The following is a 755-nucleotide window of genomic DNA, read 5'->3' on the forward strand; positions in this document are numbered from 1 at the left end:
CGCAAGCGGTTCGCCAAGAAGCAAAACAGCGTGATCTGACGGTATTTGATGCAACCTGCCCATTGGTAACGAAAGTTCATATGGAAGTTGCGCGTGCAAGCCGTCGCAATATGGAAGTGGTTCTGATTGGTCATGCTGGTCACCCAGAAGTCGAAGGTACCATGGGTCAGTACTCAAGCGAAACTGGCGGCATGTACTTAGTGGAAACTCCTGCGGACGTTGAGAAACTAAAAGCGATCGTGAAAGATCCATCGGATCTGCACTATGTAAGCCAAACCACATTGTCTGTCGATGAAACCGCTGATGTGATTGAAGAGCTACGCCGCGTATTTCCTGACATCCAAGGCCCACGTAAAGACGATATTTGTTACGCAACACAAAACCGCCAAGATGCCGTGCGAGAGCTGGCTGGTGATGTGGATGTAATGGTGGTTGTGGGTTCTAAGAATTCTTCAAACTCTACTCGTCTTAAAGAGTTGGCTGAGAAACTTGGCACGCCTGGTTACTTGACTGATTGTCCTGAAGATATCAAGCCTGAGTGGTTTGAAGGCAAGACAAAAGTAGGTGTAACAGCGGGTGCTTCTGCGCCAGAAGAGTTGGTGAATCAGATTCTTGAGCGTATCAAAGAGCTAGTGGGTGCACGCTCAGTCGATGAAGTCTTAGGTCGAGAAGAAAACATGTTCTTTGAAGTACCAAAAGAGCTGCAAATCAAGCAAGTGGACTGATATCCATTTATCGAATATTCAAAAGGCGAC

General features: G+C 47.2%; 1 protein-coding gene. It reads left to right on the forward strand.

Going from position 1 to position 755, the window contains the following annotated elements; translation table 11 throughout:
- Nucleotides 1-725, forward strand: a 725-nt coding sequence (gene ispH / locus R8O10_RS24875; RefSeq protein WP_318191910.1) for a 4-hydroxy-3-methylbut-2-enyl diphosphate reductase, incomplete at its 5' end; no start/stop codon positions are given.
- Between the last annotated feature and the right edge of the window lie 30 nt (nucleotides 726-755).

Origin of the sequence: Vibrio sp. 1727 (assembly GCF_033344415.1) — a bacterium.
Classification (GTDB): Bacteria; Pseudomonadota; Gammaproteobacteria; order Enterobacterales; family Vibrionaceae; genus Vibrio; species Vibrio alginolyticus.